This is a genomic window from Achromobacter pestifer (assembly GCF_013267355.1).
GTDB lineage: Bacteria > Pseudomonadota > Gammaproteobacteria > Burkholderiales > Burkholderiaceae_B > Achromobacter > Achromobacter pestifer_A.
In genome coordinates this window covers 6,370,412-6,387,684 of record NZ_CP053985.1, presented here as the reverse complement: position 1 = coordinate 6,387,684, position 17,273 = coordinate 6,370,412, and the positions used below count along the sequence as shown (strand labels likewise).

Sequence of the window (17,273 nt, the reverse complement as noted above, 5' to 3'; positions counted from 1 at the left end):
GCTTTAACTTGCATCAGCCGCGAGAAATACGCAGCAATTCTCCGTTTAAGGCTCATCAAAAAAAGGAATGACATGGATATCAACCGCCAGGAAATGGAAGCCACCCGCATCGCGCGCTGGGGCAAGGTCGAGCCCTATCGCGAGACCTTCATCGAGAGCCGCCTGCCGGGCATGAAGAAGAACATCTACAAGATTATGAACCGCGGCGTGCTGGAGAACAAAGGCGTGGAGCCCGCCATCCCCGGCAACCATCGCTTTGGCGTGACCTTCATCGAAATTCCCGTGGGACAGGGCGCCAGCCTGCATGCCCACAAGACCGAGGAAGTCTTCTGCCCGCTGAACGGCCAGATGGAAGTGATCTGGGGCGAGAAGGGCGAACACTCGGTCATGCTGAACCAGTGGGACGTGATTTCCTGCCCCATCGGCGTGATGCGTGGATTCCGCAATCCCAACCCGCATGCCCTGGTCGTCTATTCCGTGGTCGGCGGCACCGACGAGGAATGCGGCCGCATCGCCTGGCATCCGGACGTGGTGCGTGCTGCCGAAAACACCGGCTTGGTCTACGGCACAGACGGCTTCCTGAAGGAAAAAGCGGACAGCTGATGCCGGACGATGGCCTGCGCCAGCCTGCGCGCGGCGCCATCGACAAAAAAAATTATCGAGGAGACATGGAATGAGCGATGACGATGGCATATCCCGGCTGGCGGCAAGAAGACGCGTGCTTCGGGCCGCCGCCTGTACGGCCGCGCTTTGCGCGGTCCCCGCGATGGGCCAAGCCAAGCAGCTCGTTCCCTTCTTTGGCAGGAGTTCGCGCAAGCCCGTGCGCCTGGTGGTGCCGTTTGCTGCTGGGGGCACCACGGACATCATCGCGCGCCTGCTTGCCGCGCAGCTGCCGGCGTATCTGGGCCAGAGCGTGATCGTGGAGAACCGTCCGGGCGCCAGCGGCAACATCGGCGTGGCGTCGGTGGCGAAGGCCGAGGCCGACGGCGGCACGCTGCTGCTGGTGTCGTCCTCGTTCGTCACGAATCCCGCGATTGCCCGGGAACGGCCCGCCTATGACCCGGTGCGCGATTTCGCGCCGGTGAGCCTGGCGGTCAGTTCTCCCGACGTCATCGTGGTCCGCGCCGAAAGCGGCTTGGCCACGCTCAAGGATCTGCAGGACGCCGCCGGGCGTGATCCGGGAACGCTCACGTACGCCACGCCGGGCAATGGCAACAGCGTGCATTTGGCGGCCGAACTGCTGTGGCGGCGCGCGGGCGTCCAGGCATTGCACGTGCCGTACTCGGGCGCCGCGCCCGCGGTGTTGGCCGCGCTGGGCGGCCAGGTCGATTGCGCCTTGGCCGCGCTGCCCGCAGCCCAGTCGTTTCTTGCCGAAGGCAGGCTCAGGGCCCTGGCCGTGGGCGGCGACGAACGCTGGCCGGCGCTTTCCGGCGTGCCGACGATCGCGCAATCCGGCTTTGCGGATTTCCGCTCCGAAACCATCCAGGCGCTGTTCGCTCCGGCAGGCACGCCAGCCGCCACGGTTGAACGCGTCAACAAGGCCGTGGCCGAAGTGCTGGGCAAGGAGCCGGTCCGCAAGCAGCTGGACGGTCTCGGATTCCGAGTGGTCGCCAGTTCCTCCGAGGAATTGAAAGCCAGGGTGGCGCAGGAAGTCCCCAAATGGGCTGCCGTCGCGTCCCAGGCGGGCATATCGGCCGACTGAAGCGCGGCCGGCAAATTTCACTAGTCAGACTACAGGGTTGAATGTTTATGAGTCATGCCAATTGCTCCACGCAGGCGGGCGCCGCCGGCGCACGGCGCGCCATTCCCGCCACGCCCCAGGCGCTGCTGGAAGCTGTCCTCGCGGCCAACCAGGCCAAGGATCCTCGCACCCGTGAAATCCTTGATTCCCTGATCCGCCATCTGCACGCCTTCGCGGTGGACGTGAAACTGAGCTACGAGGAACTGCACCAGGGCCTGGACTTCATGGTGCAGGTCGGCCAGGCCAGCAATCCGCTGCGCCACGAGGGCATTTTGTTGGCCGACATCCTGGGCGTGGCCACGCTGGTGTTGCTGATGGACGCCGAGGGCGTGCTGGAAGCCGGCGGCACGGAGCCTGCGCTGATCGGCCCGTTCTGGCGTGCCAACCAGCCCATACTCGAAAACGGCGCGGCGATCGCCACCGAGGACACGGCCGGCGAGCGGCTGTTGGTGAGCGGGCGCATCTGCACGCTGGACGGCCGGCCGCTGGCGGGCGCTCGCCTGGAAACCTGGCAAGCCGCGCCCAGCGGCCTTTACGAGAACCAGGATCCCGAGCAGGAAGACATGAACCTGCGGGCCGTCTTCATGACCGACGCGGACGGCCGCTTCTGGTTCGACAGCGTCAAGCCCGCCGGCTATGGCGTGCCTATCGATGGTCCTTGCGGCGACCTGCTGGCGCTGCAGCAGCGCAATCACATGCGGCCCGCGCACCTGCACTTCATCGCGTCGGCGCCCGGGCACAAGGTGCTGACCACCCAGATCTTCGACGCCAACGACGCCTACGCCTACAGCGACGCGGCATTCGGCGCGGTGGGATCGCTGCTCAGGAAGTTCGAGCCGGCGGGCGACGGCACCTACCGCCTGGACGTGGAGCTCAAGCTCGAGCCCGGCGAAACCCGCATGCCCAAGCCGCCGCTTTCCTGATTCCGCCTTTCCCCCGTTCCCCGTTTCCGTTACGCCGTCAACCCGACGCGGCTCGCGGCGCCTCGGGGGAGCTTTGCCCGCAACAACCAGAATCCAGAGACAAACATGAGCAAGAAAACCCAAGCCCTGCGCGTGATCGAACGCGTTTCCGCCGTCGCCGATCTGCAGCCGGCCCTGGTCGACATCTCCGTGCCGCAGCCGCCCGAAGGCCACGCCGTGGTCGAAGTCAGCGCGGCCGGGATCAATCCCAGCGACGTCAAAGCAGCCATGGGCATGATGCCTTACGCGATCTGGCCGCGTACCCCCGGACGCGACTACGCGGGCAAGGTGATCGCCGGTCCGGGCGAATGGATAGGGCAGGAGGTCTGGGGCACGGGCGGCGACCTGGGTATTACGCGCGACGGCACCCACGCGCGCTACCTGCTGCTGCCTGTCGCCGCGCTGGTGCGCAGGCCCGCGCACATCGCCGCCGCCAGCGCGGCCATGGCGGGCGTGCCTTTCGTCACAGCGTATGAAGGCTTGCGCCGCGCCGGCCTGACGGGCGTGGGGCAGACGGTGGTGGTGTTCGGCTCGAACGGCAAGGTCGGGCAGGCCGCCATCCAGCTGGCCAGCCGTGTTGGCGCCCGGGTGATCGGCGTGGAGCGCGGCGGCGAAGGCTATGTGGGCCATGCGGTTTCGGGCGTGTCGGTCATCGACGGCAGCCGCGACGGGATTGCCCAGCGGGTCATGGAGCTGACCAGCCAAGCGGGCGCCGACATTGCCTACAACACGGTGGGCTCGCCGTATTTCGCCGCGGCGCTGGAATCGCTCAAGGTGGGCGGGAGGCAGATCGTCATTTCCACGCCTGACCGCAACGTCCCCTTCGACATCCAGGCCTTCTACCGCCGCGATCTCCAACTGATCGGCGTGGATAGCCTGAAACTGGACTCGGTCCGATGCGCTGCGGTGTTCCGCGAGCTGCTGCCCGGTTTCGAGGACGGCAGCCTGCAGTCCTTCCCGGTAAGTCCCGGCGCCGTGGTGCCGCTGGCGCAGGCCCGCGAGGCCTACATCAAGGTGCTGGAAGGCGCGCAGGACAGGCCGGTTCTCGCGCCCTGATCCGCTACACGCTTTATCCGGCCGATCGCCTGTCCGTCATGGGCGATCGGCTTTTTTTCGCGCAGCAGAAGCATAAAAGGAGACAAACCATGACACTGCACCGCAGGCATTTCCTTCAGTACGCGACGGCCCTGGCCGGCGCCGTGGGGCTTTCGTCCACCTTGCAGGCCCAGCCGGACTATCCGGCGCGCCCCATCAGGATGGTGGTGCCGTTCACGGCGGGATCGACCACCGACGTCATCGGCCGGACGGTGGCCGAACAGCTGGAGAAGAAACTCGGCCAGCCGGTGGTGGTGGAGAACCGGCCGGGCGCCGGCGGCGTGCTGGGCGCCACCCTGGTGGCAGGCGCGGCGGCCGATGGCTACACCTTGCTGGTGCACTCCGCCGCCCACGTGGCCAACCAGTCGCTATACGCCAACCTCAAGTACGACACCCTCAAGGACTTCACGCCCGTGACCATGCTGGCGTCGATGCCGAACGTGATCGTGGCGTCGAACTCGCGCAACTTCAAATCGCTGAAGGACCTGGTGGAGCGCGCCAAGGCTGAACCTGACCAGTACACCTACGGCTCCTCCGGCAGCGGCAGTGGCGCCCACATCGCGGGCGAAAAGTTCAGGGCGGCGACCGGCATCCAGGTGATCCACGTGCCATACCGCGGCACGCCGGAGGCGGTCAACGACGTGATCGCCGGCCGGGTGGACTGGTTCTTCCTGCCGCTGCCCTTGGCCTTGCCGATGGTCAAGGCCGGCAAGCTGACTGCGCTGGCGATCAGCGCCGACCGCCGCTCGCCCGCGCTGCCGGACGTGCCCACCACGGAAGAGGCCGGCTACCGCGGCGTGGACCAGCAGTTCTGGGTGGCCATGTTCGTGCCTGCCGCGACGCCGCCCGCGGTCCTGGCCAAGCTCCATGCCGGCACCGAACAGGCGCTGCGCTCGGACACCACGCGCGCGCGTTTCGAGAACCTGGGGGCCGAGCCCGCGCCCATGCCGCAGCCGCAATTCGCCGAGCTGATCGGCCGGGAAATGGAAAGCACCGGCAGCCTGATCCGCGGCGCCGGCATACGTGTTGGCAATTGAGCCCGGGGGGCTGGGGGGACTATGTCAATAATCAGAGGAATTGGGCTGTTCGGCGCCTGTGCGCTGGCGGGTCCGGCGCTTGCGCAATCGTCGTCGCTGACGCTGTTCGGCCATATCGACCTGAACGTGACCAGCGCCACGGCGGGCGGCTCGTCCAGGATCGGGATGGACCAGGGCGGCTACATGCTGCCCAGCCGCTTCGGCATGCGCGGCACCGAGAGCCTGGGCAACGGCAACTCGGTCGGGTTTTGGCTGGAGGCGCCGATCCTGCCGAACACTGGCGGGCCGCAGGGCCTGAACTGGACGCGGCGCTCGACCATCAGCCTGAGCAACGAGCGCTATGGCGAGCTGCGGCTGGGCCGGGACTACACGGCGGCCTTCTGGAACGTGTCGTCATTCTCGCCCTTCGGCACCGTGGGCGTGGGCGGCAGCAGCAACATCATCAAGGGCTGGCCCTTGGGGATGGAAGGCGCCACCACGCTCTCGCGCGCCAGCAACATGGTGGCCTACTTCCTGCCCAAGAAACTGGGCGGCGTGTACGGACATCTGAACTATGCGCGCGAGGAAGACCTGCGCGGCGCCGACTACGCGGGTGGACGGCTGGGCTACCAGTCCGGTCCGCTCAACGTCGCGGCCGCTTATGGCAGAACCTCGATGGGCGGCGGCGCGCACTACGAAACGGCGACCCTGGGCGCGAGCTATGACTTCCGCGTGGTGAAGCTGTTTGCCAACTACCTGCAGCAGAAGATCGGGCCGGACAAGCAGCACGTGGCCCTGGTGGGCGCTTCGGTGCCCGTGGGCGGCGGCCACGTGAAGCTGTCGTACTCGCGTTCCACCCAGAGCGGGCAGTACGAAGGCGACGACGCCCAGCAGTTTGCGCTGGGCTATACCTACGCGCTCAGCAAGCGCACCGTGCTGTACACGGCGGCATCGTTGATCAAGAACGAGGGCAACGCCGCTTTCGTGACCGGGGACGTCGCGCCGGAAGGCGTGCCGGGCGCGAACTCCAAGGGCTTCCAGGTGGGGATCAGCCACTCGTTCTGACCGCGGCGCTGTACGGCCCGGGTTTATGGCCCCGCTCCGTGTGCGGGGCCGCATTCATTTACCGGACCGCCTTGGCAGGCGCCGCCGGCAGCATGCCCGTGTCATGGACCGGCTTGCCACCCAACAGCGTGAGCACGGCGTTGATGGCGTGGATCTGGTCGGCCGGCATCGTCAGGTAGGGCAGGTCCAGCACCGCCAGGTCGGCCAGTTTGCCGGCGTTCAACTGGCCGCGGTTGTCTTCGTCGAACGCCAGCCAGGCGGCCTGGCGCGTGTAGAGCGCCAGCGCTTCTTCCCGCGTGAGCAAGGCCTCGGGCTGGCGCTGCGCCGTGGCGCCGATGGCCCGCCCTTGGACGTGATACTCGACCGCCTGCCAGACGCCGGCCACGCCGATGCGGGTGGAGTCGGTGCCGCCCGCGACCGGCAGGCCCAGGTCCAGCGCCGTGCGCAGCGGCGGCGAATCCAGCTCCGCCCCCTTGGGATGGGCCTCGCGTATCGCCTCGCCCTCGAAGTACGGACCCATCTGCACCGTATAGGCCAGCCCCAGGCGTGCCATGCGCTCCAGCGTGCGGCGCGAGCCAGTGTTCAGGTGCGCGATCGACCAGCGCAGCGGACGCAGGTCGTGGTCGCGGCCGACTTCCTCGAACACCTCGAGGATGGCGCTGGCCGCGTCGTCGGTGTAGGCGTGGATCTCCAGGGGGATGCGGCGTTCGGCGGCGTACCTGGCGATACGCGTGAGTTCCTGGCGCGCCGCCTGCGGCGGGTTGAATCCCGGTCCCATGCGCACGCCGTCGTTCATGGCGGACACCAGGTTCTCGCCCAAGCCCAGGAAGGCGAGCTTGCCATCGTCATGGCGCGGCGGGCGGAACGCCATGACCTCGCGGAACCATTGGGCCTCGCCGCCCGCGCGCATGGCCGAGATCCGGTAGCCCGCGCGCACGGTGAGTTCGCCGCGGTCGCGCAGCGCGTAGAGCGGCTCGTAGGCTTCAGCGGCGCCGGCCGAGGGATCGATGAAGCCGGTCAGTCCGCGCGCATTCATGGCGCGCAGAAAGGCTTGCAGCCCGGCGGCGCGGTCGGCGGTATGGCTCAGGCGCGCGAACAGCGCGTTGAACGGGCCGATGCCGCCCAGCAGCCTGCCAGTGGCGCGGCCCTGCGCGTCGCGCTCGACCGTGATGCCGTGCAGCTCCGGCGGCTGCGCGTCGTTCAGGCCCAGCGCTTCGATGCCGCGGCTGTTGAGCAAGGCATAGTCGTACAGGTACTGCACATAGGCGGGATGCGCGGGCGCCGCCCGGTCCAGGTCGGCCCGCGTGGGCGCGCGGCGCTCGCGGAACTGGCGCGGATGCCACGATCCGACCACCGCGACCCAATGGTCGCGCGGACGTCGCGCGGCGTCCCGCGTCAGCCGGTCCAGGGCGTCCGCCAGGCTGGGCGCGTCGTACCAATAGGTTTCGAACGCATAGGTCTGGCCGCCGCGGATGGCGTGGATGTGCGTGTCGATGAGGCCGGGTATCACCGTGCGGCCCTGCAGGTCCAGCTGGCGCGTGGCCGGGCCGACGTGCGGCTCCATATCGCCGTCCCCGCCTACCGCGACGATACGTTCGCCCTGGATCGCCAGCGCCGTGGCGCGCGGCGCCGCGGGGTCCATGGTGATGATCTGGGCGTTGCGCAGCACCAGGTCGGCGTCGCGGCTGTGCGCGGCGCAGGGCAGCGCCGCGGCCAACGCGAGGACGAGCGCAGTGGTTCTTTTCATGTGTAGTCTCCGGTCATCGAGGGTGTTCAGTAGCGCCATAGCGCTTCCAGGCCAAAAAAATGGACGGTCTCGGCGCGGCCCGTATCACGGATGAAGCTGCCAGGCCGGAACACCGAGTAGGCGGCTTCGAAACTCAGGTGGCGCGATACTTCCCAGCCCAGCACCACGTCGGCCTGCGTGCCGATGTGGCGCGAACGGCTGGCGCCGGCCGGGCGCAGCAGATTGCCGGCCACGCCGTAGACGCCGTCCTGCAGGCTTTGACGCCAATAGAAGACCGCCGCGGTTCCCAGCGTCCAGCCGGAACCCAGGTCCAGCGTGAGCGAGGGATGCAGGTTGATCAGGTTGGAGGGGCCAATGAGGCCCGCTTCGCCGAAGTACTTGCCCTTGGGGAAGAAGACGGCGAAGGTCTGGAGCTTGGGATCGTCCGGATTGCGGTCGCCGCTGATGATGTTGGCCTTCAGGCCCAAGCGCGGCTGCAACGGCGCGCCGCGGAAGGTGTAGCTCGCATCGCTGGCGAGCGACCAGGCCCGCGCAGTGGCGCCGACGAAGCTGCCGTATTGAAAGACCGCTTCCAGGTCCCAGCGCCAGCCCGCGCGCTTGCCGAAGTAGCGCGTGCCCAGCGCGTTGCGGGTTTCGGAACCGCTGCCTTGGTTGTAGCTGGCCGAGTCGCTGGACAGGGACAGCAGGTAGCCATCCAGGCCGGTGTCGGCCACGCCACCCGGCGCCGACCAAGTGCCATAGAGGCCGCCGAGCCTGCGCTGCGGGTCGGCGCGGTCGCTGAAATCGTCCGGATCGTTCCGTACCGGGCGCACCAGAAAGCCGTCCACGCGCAGATCGTCGCCCAGCCAGCCCAGGGCGCCGCCATCGAACGAGCGCAGCACGTTGGGACCGTAGCGCGCCGAGATCAACCGTTCGCTACCGTATGCCATGACCTGGCGGCCTGCGCGCGCGGTCCAGGTGCCTGCATTGCCCGGAAAGGACACGTCGACGAAAGCCTGCAGCACATCGCGGCCGGTGTCGTCGGGCGGTCCGATGGAGCCGGCGTCGCGCACGGCGTGGGTCAGGTTCAGCTGGCCAAAGGCGCGCACCTGCCGGCCCAGCCGCAGGTCGGCATAGGGCAGGAAGCGGTAGAGCTGGTAGCCCTCGTCGGGTACCGCCGCGTCGCCGAATTCGTTGTTGCGGTAACGCTCATAGCGCGCGCGCAGCTCGGCGCCCAGGGTCAGCGTAGAGGACTCGCCCAGCCGGATCCATTTCCCGGCTTCGCCCCACGCGCCGGTGCGCCGGGCGGGATCGTCCAGGTAGCTGTAGTCCTCGGAATAGCGCCAGGGATCGATGGACGGCAGCGCGGGTTCGGCGGCCTGCGCCGCCGAGAGCGCCAGCGCGGCGAGCGGGGGGATTGCGAGACGGATGAGGTTCAAGTTGCCTGGGCTGCGCCGGGTGTGTCCGGACGCGGAGCGTAATGACGGGGCCAGGCGGGGAAGATAGGGTAAGCGCGGGGGTGGCGGTAGTCGCCGTCAACCGCCCGATGCGTCCTATAAAAAGAACGCTGATCCAGATGCCATGGGGGGGCTGCGCTGAAGAAAATACGATCAATCGACGCGAAAATCGCGCTCGCCGCAGCTGCGGCGGCCCGATAGAGTGGCCTGGTGGCGAGATCCTTCGCCGCGTGTTTTCAACCCTTGCATAAGGCCGCCATCGTGTCTCAAGCGCAGCAAAACACTTCTTCATCCACAGGCGCCGCGCCGCGCTCAGGGCCCTTGGCAGGCGTAAGGGTGCTGGATATCGCGACATTCATCGCCGCGCCGTTCTGCGGCACGATCCTGGCGGATTTCGGCGCCGAGGTCATCAAGATAGAGCAGCCAGGCGAAGGCGATTCGCTGCGTCAGTTCGGCACCGTGACGGAATGCGGCGACAGCCTTATCTGGCTGAGCGAAGCCCGCAACAAACAGACCGCGACGCTGGACTTGCGCCAGCCGGAAGGCGCGGAATTGTTCCGGCAGCTGGTCGCGGAATCCGACGTGGTGCTGGAGAACTTCCGTCCCGGAACTCTGGAGAAGTGGGGTATTGGTTATGAAGACCTGATCAAGATCAATCCGCGGCTGGTGATGCTGCGGATTTCCGCCTATGGACAGACAGGGCCCAAGAACCAGGAACCGGGGTTCGCGCGGATCGCGCATGCGTTTTCGGGCCTGGCCAATCTTGCGGGCGAAGCGGATGGCCCGCCGGTGGTGCCGGGTTCCACTTCGATGGCGGATTACACCTCGGGCATGTGGGGCGCCATAGGCGTGCTGCTGGCCCTGCGCGTGGTGGAGGCGGGTGGAGCAGGGCAGTTCATCGATATCGGGTTGTACGAATCCGTGTTCCGGCTGCTGGACGAAATGGCGCCGGCCTATGCGCGCTATGGCGTGGTGCGCGAGCGGCTGGGCGCCGATGTCGTGAACGTGGTTCCGCACAGCCACTACCGCTGCGCGGGCGGCGAATGGGTGGCGCTGGCGTGTTCCAACCATCGCATGTTCGAGCGGCTGGCGGGGGCGATGGGCCAGCCTGACCTGGCGCTAGCCTATCCGAACGGCACGGTGCGCGTGGCCAACCGCGAGGCGATCAACCGGCGCGTGGCCGACTGGATTGCGGGATTGTCGCTTGTGGAAGTGTTGCGCCAGACCCAGGAAGCAGGAGTGCCCTGCGCCCAGATCTACACCATCGAAGACATATTCAAGGATCCGCAATACGCCGCGCGCGCCAACATGCTGACCGTGCAGGATGCGCGCGCCGGCGAACTGGTGTTGCCCGCGGCCGTGCCGCGCCTGTCGGCCACGCCGGCCAGCTTCCGTCACAGCGGGCGCGGCCTGGCGGCGGATAACGACGCGGTCTACCAGGGCCTGCTGGGCCTGTCGGCCGAGCGCATGCAGGCGCTGCGGCAAGCGCGCGTCATCTAGAGCCTGCCCATACCAAAAGGAGACATGCATGAGTGCAACCCTGATTGCGCCGGCCACGGCGCGCCTGCAACGGTCGCAGCTGGCCGTGCCGGCATCCAACACCGCCCTGTTCGAGAAGGCGGCCCGTTCGCAAGCGGACGTGATCTTCCTGGACTGTGAGGACGCGGTCGCGCCCAGCGAAAAGGCGGCCGCACGCCGCAACGTCATTGCCGCCCTCAACGAGATCGACTGGGGCGACAAGACGATGCAGGTGCGCATCAATGGCCTGGATACCGAATACATGTACCGCGACGTGGTCGATATCGTGGAGGCCTGCCCGCGCCTGGACATGCTGCTGATTCCCAAGGCGGGCGTGGCCGCTGACGTGTATGCGCTGGACATGCTGGTCAGCCAGATCGAGCTGGCGCATCCGCGGGGCAGGCGCATCGCGTTCGATGTGCTGATAGAGACCGCGCTGGGGCTGGCCAACGTGGACCAGATCGCGCAGAGCTCGCGCCGCATCGAGGCCCTGTCGTTCGGCGTGGGCGACTACGCAGCCTCGGTGCGGGCCCGGTCCACGATCATCGGCGGCGGCCATCCGGATTATGGCGTCCTGTCGGAGGGCGAGGCGCAGACGCGCGCCTTTCATCCCGCGGACCTCTGGCATTACGCGCAATCCCGCGTGCTGGTGGCCTGCCGCGCCCATGGCCTGCGGCCGATAGACGGTCCTTTCGGCGATTACTCCGACGCCCAGGGCTATGCCGCGGCGGCGCGCCGGGCGGCGGCGCTGGGCTACGAAGGCAAGTGGGCCATCCATCCGTCGCAGATCGCGCTGGCCAACGAAGCGTTCACGCCAACCGAGGCCGAGCTGGCCCAGGCGCGCAGGATCCTGGCCGCCATGGAGCAGGCGCAGGCGGAAGGCCGCGGCGCCGCCAGCCTGGACGGCCGCCTCATAGACATCGCCAGCATCAAGATGGCCGAGAACATGCTGCGGTTGGCGCCCAAGCCCGGCGGCCCGCAGGCCGCGGAGGGCGGGGCGCCTGGGCTCGGAGGGAGGAAATGAGCGCGGCGCACGAGCGGGTCGAGCGTCCTTTCCGCTCGGTGCTGTACATGCCGGGCGCCAATCCGCGCGCGCTGGCGCGCGCCAGGGAATTGGACGTGGACGCGTTGATCCTGGACCTGGAGGATGCCGTTGCGGTTTCCGCCAAGGATGAGGCGCGCGGATTGGTGGCGCAGGCGCTGCGGCAGGGCGGCTTCGGCCGCCGTGGCGTGGTGGTGCGGATCAATGCGCTGGACTCGCCCTGGGGCCAGGCCGACGTGCAGGCGCTGGCGCCGCTGCGGCCCGACGCCTTGCTGGTACCCAAGGTGGAACGGGCGCAACAGTTGGCCGACGTGTCGAAGCTGGCTGGCCAGTGGGGCGCCTCGGACCTGCCGCTGTGGGCCATGGTGGAGACGCCGCCAGCGATCCTGAACCTGGCTGCCATCGCCGCGGCCGGGCCGCCCTTGCGTGCGCTGGTGGCGGGCACCTCGGACCTGGTCAAGGACTTGCACGCCCGGCATACGCCGGCGCGCACGGAAGTGTCGGTCGCTTTGTCTTTGACGGTGCTGGCGGCGCGGGCGCATGGGCTGCTGGCGCTGGACGGCGTGCATCTGGACCTGGACGATGCCGCAGGCCTGCAGGCGGCGTGCCGCCAGGGCCGCGATCTGGGATTCGACGGCAAGACGCTGATCCATCCGCGTCAGATCGAGGCGGCCAATGCCGCTTTCGGCATGTCGGATGGCGAGATCGAACGGGCACAGGCGGTAATCGCGGCTTGGGGCGAGGCCCAGGCGCGCGGCAGCGGCGTCGCCGTGGTCGATGGCAGGCTGATCGAGGCCCTGCATGTGGACGAAGCGCACCGCGTGCTGGCGCTGGCGCGGGCGATCGCGGCCTAGGGCGTCAGGCCGCCCCGGCGATCATGCGTTGGGCCAGATCGGCCAGCCGCGCGGCCGCTGGCGACAGTTCGCTGCCGCGCAGGGTGCAGATGGCCAGTTGGCGGGTCAGCGATGGACGCGCGATGCGCAGCGCCGTCAGGCCCGCGGCACGCGTATCCGGCAGCGCGATCTTCGGCAGGATGGCGCAGCCCAGGCCGGCGCGCGCCATTTCTATCAGGGTCTGGACCTGGGTGAACTGGTAGCGGCATTGCCACTGCAGCCCGGCCGTGCGCAGCGCGTCCTCGATGATGGCGCGCAGGCCGGTGGCATGGTCCAGCAGCAGCAAGGGCATGCGCGCCACCGCTTGCAGCGAGATGGTGGCTGCCGACGTGGGCAGACTGAACTGCTTAGGCGTGACCGCGTACAGCGGGTCGTCGCAAATGTGGCGGAAGTCGAAATCCGCGCTGTCGGTCACCGGGCCGACGGCGAAGTCGACCAATTCGCCGCGCACGCTGTCAAACATGGCTTGCGCCGATTGCTCGAATACCTGGACATGCACGCCGGGATGGTCGCGCTCGAAGACGGCAAGTATGCCGGCCAGCTGCGAACCCGCCACGGTAGGCGCGCAGGCCAGCGCGACGCGGCCGCGCCTGACCTCGACGGATTCGCGCAGGCCCCGCAGCCCCTCGTCGATCTCCTGGACGGCGCGGCGCGCGTGCGCCAGCAGCTGTTCGCCTTCCTGGGTCAGACGCACGTTGCGGGTGGTGCGGCGGAACAGTTCCACGCCAAGCTGGGTTTCCAGCTGGCGCACCTGGGCGCTGACGGCGGATTGGGAACGGTTGGCGCGGCGGGCCGCTTCGCGGAAGCTGCCCACTTCGCCGACCAGCGCGAAGATCTGCAGCAGCTTCAAATTGATGTTCGGCGTCTGGGGAACGGAGCGATCGGTGGGCATGGCGCTGACCGGGGCCGGCATCAGGAACGGAAGATCGAGGCAGGCATGCTCTCGACCATTTCACAGGCGCGCTTGAGGTGAGCCTTGACCTCGGCAGCCGCCTTGCGGCCGTCGCCGTCGATGATGGCTTGCGCGATCCGGCGATGCTCATTGATCGACGCCTGGATGGATTGGGGACTGATGGCGCCGCCCAGCTGGAACATGATCAGCGGCAATTGCAGCTTCTTTATCAGGTCAGCCAACTGGGTGTTGCCGGACAGATCGGCGATGGCCTGGTGAAAGCGCCGGTTTTCGTCGAAGTAGGGCGTGGCGGCCAGGGGATGGCTCTCCCAGATGGGGCCGATGGCCGCCAGAAAGCTGGCCTTGGCGGCGGGATCCTGCATGCATTGCGCCGCGCGCCTGGCCGCGAGCGCTTCAAGTTCGGCGCGTATCTCGAAGAGTTCCAGCATTTCCGCCTTGGAATAGCGGCGCACCATGGTGGTCTGGTTGGGGATGCTCTCGACCAGGCCTTCGGCCGACAGCCGGCGGAAGGACTCGCGCACCGGGCCGCGGCTGACGCCCAATTGGCGGGTGAGGTCGGCTTCGACCAGGCGTTGGCCTGGCACCAGCCGGCCGCTGAGTATGCCTTGGCGCAGCGTGTCGACGACATACTCGAGCGTGCTTCCAGCGGTGGCGGTGGGCTTGTTGGTGTCAGTCATGGGGTCCGATCTGCTACGCGATTACCCTGATTGTACGGCACATGGCCGTACATTATTGTCCTACAAAAACGTAGATCAATAATTACGAGCCGGTAGGCGATACCACCTAGGAGACACAGTTACATGAACGCCGTAGAACGCATCGACAAGTTGCTGAACCCCCGTAGCATTGCCATCGTTGGCGCCTCCCAGGCGCCCAACAAGTTGGCGGGTCAGTTGATTCCGGCCCTGCGCGAAGGGGGCTACCAAGGCGTCATCTACCCGGTCAATCCGCGCTACCAGGAGGTCGCGGGGCTGGCGTGCTACGCATCGGTGGCGCAGATACCGGGCGAGGTCGACCATTGCGTGATCGTGGTCGGCAAGGAGCGCGTGCCGCAGGTGTTGGAAGAATGCCGGGCCAAGCGCGTGCCTGGGGCCAGCATCTATACCTCCGGCTACGCCGAGGCCAGCGCGGGCGGCCATGAGGCCCAGCAAACACTGGAAGACCTGGCCCGGGGCATGACCTTCATCGGCCCCAATTGCATGGGGTTCTCGAACCTGGCGGCGCGGGTGATGGCGGCGCCCTCGGCGGTGCTCAAGCGCGCGCAGGGAGCGGGCGACGTGGCCCTGGTGTCGCAAAGCGGAGGCCTGGCCTACGCCACCATCGCCTATTTCGCGCAACGCGCCGGCATGGGGTTCAGCCACATCGTCAATACCGGGAACTCGGCCGGCGTCTCATACGGCGATCTGCTGGAATACATGTTCCAGGATCCAACCACGCACGTCGTGCTTGCGGTCACCGAAGCCGAACGGGCCGCCTGCGAGGTCATAGACGCGGTGCGCAGGCTGGGCCTGCGCAAACCGGTGGTTTTGCTGAAGCTGGGGCGTGGCCAGACAGGCACGCGCATGGCGCTGTCTCACACGGGATCGCTGGCGGGCGATTACCGGCTGGTGCGGGACGTGGCGGAGCAGCATGGCATCGTGTGCGCCAGCGACGCCGACGATGCCCTGGGCCTGTGCGAACTGCTGCGGCATGGCTTTGACGCCGGGCATGCGCAGGGCATCGCTTCGCTGTGCATCTCGGGCGGCAACATCACTTTGTTCGCGGATCAGGCCGACGCGCACGGCCTGCGTTTCGCCGAGTTGGCGCCGGCCACCGAAGCCCGGCTGGCCGAGGTGCTGCCCGACTACATTTCCGTGCACAACCCGATCGACATCACCGCCCTGGGCTACGAAAACCCGGGTTTGCACGCCGATGTGCTGAACGTCCTGCTGACGGATCCCGCGGTGCGCACGGTGGTGCCGATCCTGACGACGCTGGACGATTACACGGAAGTCTGCGGAATCCTGGCAGGCGTGCGCGAGAGAACTGGGTGCGGCATGGCGGTGCTGTGGAGCGGCGGCTCCTACGAAACGCAGTCGCGCGAAATATTGCGCGAGGCTGGCATTCCCGTATTCCATTCGGCCACGCTGCTGGCGGGCTGCCTGGACCGCCTGCGCCGCGCCGCCGGCCGCCGGCCTGCCGGCGACGCGCCCGCGGCGGGCAAGCCCGGCGACGCCACGCAAGCGATGAGCGAGGGTGCTGCGCTGCAATGGCTGGGCCAGCGCGGCGTGGCGGTGCCTGCCATGCGCGCCTGCTCGCGCGACGGCCTGGCCATTGCCGCGCGGGAACTGGGTTACCCGCTGGTGATCAAGGCGGATTCGACCGAGACCCATATCTCCGACCAGGACAACGTCATCCTCAACATCCGCAATGACGAAGAACTGGCCCAGGCGCTGGCGCGCGTGGCGCAGTGGCAGAGCGACCAGGTGCTGGCGCTGCGCTACCTGCCGGGCCACGAGCTGGTCGCGGGCACATTTGCGCATCCGCAGCTGGGCCTGGTGCTGATGGTGGGATCGGGCGGACAGTGGGTGGAACTGTTGAAGGACGTGCGCTTCGTGGCCTTGCCGGCCAGCGCCGACGAACTGACCGACGCGTTGGCATCTACGCTGGTGGGGCGCGCCTTGCGGGAAGGCTACCGTGGCGCAAGCGGCTTCGAGCAGGCCGTTCAACTGCTGGGCGCCTTGGCGGATGCCGCGCTGCAAGCCGCGCCGTCGGTAGCGCAGATCGAACTGAACCCGGTCACGGTCGGAAAACATGGCGCCGCCGCAGTGGATGCGGCGATCTATCTGCAGGCGTAGGCCAACAGGCACAAGGAGATTGCGATGAGCAAATTCGCTGCAATATTGACCGCACTGGCCCTGGCCGGTTCCACGGCGCCGGTCTGGGCGCAGGCGGCCGGGTATCCGGAGAAGCCCGTGAAAGTCGTGGTGCCGTATTCCGCCGGTGGGCCCGCCGATGCGCTGATGCGCGCGGTTGGCCAGAAGCTGAGCGAAAAGTGGGGCCAGCCGGTCATCGTGGAAAACCGGCCCGGCGCCAATGAAATCATCGGCGCCGATCTGGTGGCCAAGTCCGCGCCCGACGGCTACACCTTGCTGCTCGGTTCCGAAGCCGCGTTCTCCCTGAATCCACAGCTGTACGCGAAGCTGCCTTACAAGGCCGAAACCGATCTGGCGCCGGTCTGCCGCGTCGTCACCGCGCAGCTGATGCTGGTGACGCGGCCGGACTTTCCCGCCAACGACGTGGCCGGGACGATTGCCTATCTGAAGGCGAACCCAGGCAAGCATACCTTCGCCATTACTGGCATAGGGGGGGTGCTGCACCTGGCGGCGGCGTGGTTCAACAAGCTCTACGGCGTGCAGACCAGCGAGGTGCCTTACAAGGGGCTGCCGCTGGCGCTGCAGGACGTCATGGCGGGACGCGTCGACATGTTGTTCGCCATCAGCGGCGGCCCCATGCCCTATGTCGCCACGGGGAAACTCAAGGCCATAGCGCTGGCCGGCCCCCATCGCGTGGCGATCGCCCCCGATGTGCCGACCTTCGCCCAGGCCGGCTATCCCGAATTCGATGCGTCGGTGTACTTCGCGCTGGCCGCTCCGGCGGGCACGCCGCAGGCCATACGCAGCAAGATCGCCGCCGACGTGGCCGAGATCGTGGGGGCAGCTGATTTCATCGACAAGAACTTGAAGGCGATCGGCTTCGAGCCTGTCAGCGAAACGCCTGAAGCGTTTGCCGGTTTCTTGACCAAGGATCGCGCCGTTGCGGCGCAACGCGTGCAGACCGCCGGCGTCAAGCTGGATTAGGCCGGG

The 17,273-nt window shown here is 67.7% G+C and carries 15 protein-coding genes; 11 read left to right on the top strand and 4 right to left on the bottom strand.

Annotated elements, in window-relative coordinates:
* Positions 1-72: 72 nt before the first annotated feature.
* From FOC84_RS30110 to FOC84_RS30085, 6 genes are all read left to right on the top strand, one after another.
* A complete protein-coding gene (locus FOC84_RS30110) occupies positions 73-603 on the top strand; it encodes a cupin (protein WP_173148782.1) in 531 nt (176 codons plus the stop codon).
* A 70-nt stretch (positions 604-673) separates the two neighbouring features.
* Positions 674-1,702 (top strand): tripartite tricarboxylate transporter substrate binding protein, encoded by a 1,029-nt coding sequence (locus FOC84_RS30105; protein WP_173148780.1) that lies wholly within the window; start codon positions 674-676, stop codon positions 1,700-1,702.
* Between the two features lie 47 nt (positions 1,703-1,749).
* On the top strand, positions 1,750-2,664 hold the full coding sequence (locus FOC84_RS30100) for a dioxygenase (RefSeq protein ID WP_173148778.1): 915 nt from the start codon (positions 1,750-1,752) through the stop codon (positions 2,662-2,664).
* Positions 2,665-2,769: 105 nt separating this feature from the next.
* Positions 2,770-3,759 (top strand): quinone oxidoreductase family protein, encoded by a 990-nt coding sequence (locus FOC84_RS30095; protein WP_173148776.1) that lies wholly within the window; start codon positions 2,770-2,772, stop codon positions 3,757-3,759.
* An 89-nt stretch (positions 3,760-3,848) separates the two neighbouring features.
* Entirely contained in the window at positions 3,849-4,835 is a 987-nt protein-coding gene (locus FOC84_RS30090; RefSeq protein WP_173148774.1) for a Bug family tripartite tricarboxylate transporter substrate binding protein, read from the top strand.
* 21 nt (positions 4,836-4,856) lie between these two features.
* Positions 4,857-5,879, top strand: coding sequence for a porin (locus FOC84_RS30085; protein WP_173148772.1), 1,023 nt, complete (start codon positions 4,857-4,859; stop codon positions 5,877-5,879).
* Positions 5,880-5,937: 58 nt separating this feature from the next.
* Here the strand turns inward: FOC84_RS30085 and FOC84_RS30080 are convergent, their stop codons facing one another.
* Positions 5,938-7,626, bottom strand: coding sequence for an amidohydrolase (locus FOC84_RS30080; protein ID WP_173148770.1), 1,689 nt, complete (start codon positions 7,624-7,626; stop codon positions 5,938-5,940).
* 26 nt (positions 7,627-7,652) lie between these two features.
* Positions 7,653-9,044, bottom strand: a complete 1,392-nt coding sequence (locus tag FOC84_RS30075; protein WP_173148768.1) for an alginate export family protein — start codon at positions 9,042-9,044, stop codon at positions 7,653-7,655.
* Between the two features lie 279 nt (positions 9,045-9,323).
* Between FOC84_RS30075 and FOC84_RS30070 the strand changes: the two genes are divergently transcribed.
* From FOC84_RS30070 to FOC84_RS30060, 3 genes are read left to right on the top strand one after another with little or no spacing between them, the layout of a single operon-like run.
* The gene (locus FOC84_RS30070) at positions 9,324-10,562 is read left to right on the top strand and encodes a CaiB/BaiF CoA transferase family protein (protein WP_173148766.1); all 1,239 of its coding nucleotides are present in this window, start codon (positions 9,324-9,326) and stop codon (positions 10,560-10,562) included.
* A 28-nt stretch (positions 10,563-10,590) separates the two neighbouring features.
* The gene (locus FOC84_RS30065; RefSeq protein ID WP_173148764.1) at positions 10,591-11,604 is read left to right on the top strand and encodes an HpcH/HpaI aldolase/citrate lyase family protein; all 1,014 of its coding nucleotides are present in this window, start codon (positions 10,591-10,593) and stop codon (positions 11,602-11,604) included.
* On the top strand, positions 11,601-12,476 hold the full coding sequence (locus FOC84_RS30060; protein ID WP_173148762.1) for an HpcH/HpaI aldolase/citrate lyase family protein: 876 nt from the start codon (positions 11,601-11,603) through the stop codon (positions 12,474-12,476). Before FOC84_RS30065 ends, FOC84_RS30060 begins: the two co-directional genes overlap by 4 nt.
* A gap of 4 nt (positions 12,477-12,480) precedes the next feature.
* Here FOC84_RS30060 and FOC84_RS30055 read toward each other — a convergent pair whose 3' ends face one another.
* Together FOC84_RS30055 and FOC84_RS30050 are read right to left on the bottom strand one after the other, a co-directional pair.
* The gene (locus tag FOC84_RS30055; protein ID WP_173148760.1) at positions 12,481-13,407 is read right to left on the bottom strand and encodes a LysR family transcriptional regulator; all 927 of its coding nucleotides are present in this window, start codon (positions 13,405-13,407) and stop codon (positions 12,481-12,483) included.
* Between the two features lie 20 nt (positions 13,408-13,427).
* Positions 13,428-14,105, bottom strand: a complete 678-nt coding sequence (locus FOC84_RS30050; protein ID WP_173148758.1) for a GntR family transcriptional regulator — start codon at positions 14,103-14,105, stop codon at positions 13,428-13,430.
* Positions 14,106-14,228: 123 nt separating this feature from the next.
* On the opposite strand from FOC84_RS30050, the gene FOC84_RS30045 reads away from it, so the two are divergent.
* On the top strand, positions 14,229-16,265 hold the full coding sequence (locus tag FOC84_RS30045; RefSeq protein ID WP_173148756.1) for an acetate--CoA ligase family protein: 2,037 nt from the start codon (positions 14,229-14,231) through the stop codon (positions 16,263-16,265).
* A gap of 24 nt (positions 16,266-16,289) precedes the next feature.
* Positions 16,290-17,267: a Bug family tripartite tricarboxylate transporter substrate binding protein gene (locus FOC84_RS30040; RefSeq protein ID WP_173148753.1), complete on the top strand. Its 978-nt coding sequence runs from the start codon at positions 16,290-16,292 to the stop codon at positions 17,265-17,267.
* The last annotated feature ends 6 nt before the right edge of the window (positions 17,268-17,273 follow it).

Coding starts and splice junctions, on each gene's coding strand:
- FOC84_RS30085 (WP_173148772.1), top strand. CDS start 4,857: ATGTCAATAATCAGAGGAATTGGGCTGTTCGGCGCCTGTGCGCTGGCG.
- FOC84_RS30055 (WP_173148760.1), bottom strand. CDS start 13,407: ATGCCCACCGATCGCTCCGTTCCCCAGACGCCGAACATCAATTTGAAG.
- FOC84_RS30045 (WP_173148756.1), top strand. CDS start 14,229: ATGAACGCCGTAGAACGCATCGACAAGTTGCTGAACCCCCGTAGCATT.
- FOC84_RS30100 (WP_173148778.1), top strand. CDS start 1,750: ATGAGTCATGCCAATTGCTCCACGCAGGCGGGCGCCGCCGGCGCACGG.
- FOC84_RS30090 (WP_173148774.1), top strand. CDS start 3,849: ATGACACTGCACCGCAGGCATTTCCTTCAGTACGCGACGGCCCTGGCC.
- FOC84_RS30060 (WP_173148762.1), top strand. CDS start 11,601: ATGAGCGCGGCGCACGAGCGGGTCGAGCGTCCTTTCCGCTCGGTGCTG.
- FOC84_RS30095 (WP_173148776.1), top strand. CDS start 2,770: ATGAGCAAGAAAACCCAAGCCCTGCGCGTGATCGAACGCGTTTCCGCC.
- FOC84_RS30050 (WP_173148758.1), bottom strand. CDS start 14,105: ATGACTGACACCAACAAGCCCACCGCCACCGCTGGAAGCACGCTCGAG.
- FOC84_RS30105 (WP_173148780.1), top strand. CDS start 674: ATGAGCGATGACGATGGCATATCCCGGCTGGCGGCAAGAAGACGCGTG.
- FOC84_RS30065 (WP_173148764.1), top strand. CDS start 10,591: ATGAGTGCAACCCTGATTGCGCCGGCCACGGCGCGCCTGCAACGGTCG.
- FOC84_RS30040 (WP_173148753.1), top strand. CDS start 16,290: ATGAGCAAATTCGCTGCAATATTGACCGCACTGGCCCTGGCCGGTTCC.
- FOC84_RS30080 (WP_173148770.1), bottom strand. CDS start 7,626: ATGAAAAGAACCACTGCGCTCGTCCTCGCGTTGGCCGCGGCGCTGCCC.
- FOC84_RS30110 (WP_173148782.1), top strand. CDS start 73: ATGGATATCAACCGCCAGGAAATGGAAGCCACCCGCATCGCGCGCTGG.